At 51.6% G+C, this 2,898-nt stretch carries 3 protein-coding genes and 2 tRNA genes; 4 read left to right on the top strand and 1 reads right to left on the bottom strand.

Going from position 1 to position 2,898, the window contains the following annotated elements; translation table 11 throughout:
- Positions 1-221 precede the first annotated feature (221 nt).
- On the top strand, positions 222-584 hold the full coding sequence (locus ACLJTG_RS17610) for a MerR family transcriptional regulator (RefSeq protein ID WP_000472034.1): 363 nt from the start codon (positions 222-224) through the stop codon (positions 582-584).
- A 1-nt stretch (position 585) separates the two neighbouring features.
- On the top strand, positions 586-978 hold the full coding sequence (locus ACLJTG_RS17605; RefSeq protein WP_000826514.1) for a MerR family transcriptional regulator: 393 nt from the start codon (positions 586-588) through the stop codon (positions 976-978).
- Positions 979-1,031: 53 nt separating this feature from the next.
- On the opposite strand, the gene gltX is transcribed toward ACLJTG_RS17605, so the two are convergent.
- Positions 1,032-2,447, bottom strand: a complete 1,416-nt coding sequence (gene gltX / locus ACLJTG_RS17600) for a glutamate--tRNA ligase (protein ID WP_000695623.1) — start codon at positions 2,445-2,447, stop codon at positions 1,032-1,034.
- A gap of 258 nt (positions 2,448-2,705) precedes the next feature.
- Between gltX and ACLJTG_RS17595 the strand changes: the two genes are divergently transcribed.
- Together ACLJTG_RS17595 and ACLJTG_RS17590 are read left to right on the top strand one after the other, a co-directional pair.
- Positions 2,706-2,781: transfer RNA gene (locus tag ACLJTG_RS17595), tRNA-Val, on the top strand.
- Positions 2,782-2,826: 45 nt separating this feature from the next.
- Positions 2,827-2,898, top strand: a tRNA-Val gene (locus tag ACLJTG_RS17590).

The raw sequence follows: 2,898 nt of genomic DNA, 5'->3' as shown, positions 1-2,898 counted from the left end.
ACTACGTAAAGCTTGTCGAGTTGACGGGCGGCATCATATGAATTCCCTCGGCATGTGTCAACGGCAAAATGAACTTGCCGAATTCAATCGCTGAAAAAGCATTCAAATAAAGGACATTGCGGCACAACTCGCATTCAGTAGTTAAACACGTCACGGTTTCGACTAAAATGGTGCTATAAAATGAACCACTAATTAACCCCACGACTATTCAGGGAATCGTTATGTTCAAGGAACGGATGACGCCAGAAGAACTCGCTAATCTCACCGGTTACAGCCGACAAACCATCAATAAATGGGTACGGAAAGAAGGCTGGGCAACATCGCCCAAACCTGGCGTCCAGGGCGGTAAAGCCCGTCTGGTTCATGTAAACGAACAGGTTCGTGAATATATCCGCAGCGCTGAACGTTCAGTTGACCATCACGCAGACACATTCACGCCTGCCAGCAACGCATCGCTTGAAGCGCTGCTCATGACGCTCGCCAAAGAGATGACCTCATCCGAGCAGAAACAGTTTACCTCTCTCCTCGTTCGTGAAGGGATTACCGGTTTGTTACAACGCTTAGGGATACGCGATAGCAAATAATATGAAAAGATTACGCAGTAAAATGACCACTGAAGAGCTGGCTGAATGCCTCGGCGTGGCCAGACAAACCGTCAATCGCTGGATCAGAGAACAACACTGGAAAACCGAAAAATTTCCCGGCGTCAAAGGCGGACGCGCAAGACTCATCCATATTGATGCCAGCGTGCGGGAATTTATTCTCAATATTCCGGCTTTTCGCAAACTGCCTGCGTTTTATCAGGCGGAAGAGGCTTTCGCAGAATATGCGAACGCGGCGCACAGTCATGCTTATCGACAAATTATTGATGCCGTTGAAAATATGTCTGCTCAGGAACAGGAAAAACTGGCGCTGTTTTTATCGCGGGAAGGTATTCGCGGATTTCTGACGCGTTTAGGTATCAATGAGGCGGACTAACAAAGAATAAACGGCAGGCGTCTGCCCTGCCGTTTATTCTGTTTCAGCGGGCGTTACTGCTGGCTTTCACGCTCGGCGATAAAGCCCAGCGCTTTGTTGATACGCTCAATGCTGCGGGTTTTACCAATCGCATGTACGGTGACATCCAGCGCAGGCGACTGCCCGGCACCGGTCACAGCCACACGCAGCGGCATCCCTACTTTACCCATCCCCACTTCCAGCTCATCCGCCGTTGCCTGAATCGCGTGGTGGACGTTTTCTGCTGACCAGTCCGTAATCGCCGACAGCTTGTCGCGCACCACTTCCAGCGGCTGACGCGCCACCGGGCGGAGGTGTTTTTTCGCCGCATCGGCGTCAAACTCGCTGAAGTCTTCATAGAAGTAGCGGCAGCTCTGCGCCATCTCTTTCAGAGTTTTGCAGCGCTCGCCCAGCAACTTCACCAGTTCAGCAAGCTGCGGGCCGTTACGGGTGTCGATATTTTCCTGCTCGATATGCCACTGCAAATGCGTCGCCACATATTCCGGCGCCAGCGTATTGATATAGTGGTGGTTCAGCCACAGCAGTTTATCGGTGTTGAACGCGCTCGCAGACTTGCTCACCGCACCGAGGGAGAACAGTTTAATCATCTCTTCGCGGGTGAAGATCTCCTGATCGCCGCTGGACCAGCCCAGACGCACCAGATAGTTCAGCAACGCTTCCGGCAGATAACCGTCATCGCGATACTGCATCACGCTCACCGCACCGTGACGTTTAGACAGCTTTTTACCGTCGTCGCCGTTAATCATCGACACATGCGCGTACATCGGCACCGGCGCGTTTAACGCTTTCAGAATGTTAATCTGGCGCGGAGTATTGTTGATATGGTCTTCGCCACGAATCACATGGGTAATTTCCATATCCCAGTCGTCCACCACCACACAGAAGTTGTAGGTCGGCGAACCGTCGGTACGACGAATGATCAGATCGTCCAGTTCCTGATTGCTGAATTCGATCGGCCCACGGATCTGATCATCAAAAATAACGGAACCGTCCTGCGGGTTAGCAAAGCGCACCACGCATGGCTCATCGTCGGCATGATGTTCGTGACTGTGACGGCAACGCCCGTCATAACGCGGCTTCTCGCCTTTCGCCATCTGATCTTCACGCAGTTGCTCCAGACGCTCTTTAGAGCAGTAGCATTTATAGGCTGTTCCCGCCTCCAGCATCTCGTCAATCACCGCGTTATAGCGATCAAAACGTTTGGTCTGGAAATATGGGCCTTCGTCCCATTCCAGGTTCAGCCAGTTCATACCATCCATGATGGCTTCAATGGCTTCCGGCGTGGAACGCTCAAGATCGGTGTCTTCAATACGCAGCACGAACTCACCGCCGTGGTGACGTGCGAAAAGCCAGGAATAAAGAGCAGTACGCGCGCCACCGACGTGCAGATAACCTGTCGGGCTAGGCGCGAAGCGAGTTTTGATTTTCATGAAATGGCCTTACGTTTATAAAGATGCCGACAACCGGCAAATCCTGGAAAGATGAATAGCCTTGTATTCTATCACTGTGGCTTGATTCCTCAATGTTGATCCGGTCAGAACGCTGCGCTTTGCTATTTCCGTATAGAAATCATGCAGCGCGGGGTAATTCACGATCGTTTTGTTTAATTTTACGACGAACAAACAAAAACTTTAGAAAATGCGTTGACTCATTTTCAACTCTCCCTATAATGCGACTCCACACAGCGGGGGTGATTAGCTCAGCTGGGAGAGCACCTCCCTTACAAGGAGGGGGTCGGCGGTTCGATCCCGTCATCACCCACCAACTACTTTATGTAGTCTCCGCCGTGTAGATAAGAAATTGAGAAGTGGGTGATTAGCTCAGCTGGGAGAGCACCTCCCTTACAAGGAGGGGGTCGGCGGTTCGATCCCGTCATCACCC

It is taken from the genome of Salmonella sp. SAL00672, assembly GCF_046552175.1.
Taxonomy (GTDB): Bacteria; Pseudomonadota; Gammaproteobacteria; order Enterobacterales; family Enterobacteriaceae; genus Salmonella; species Salmonella enterica.
Note: the sequence above shows the minus strand (reverse complement) of the source record. Positions and strands in the feature narration are given on the sequence as shown.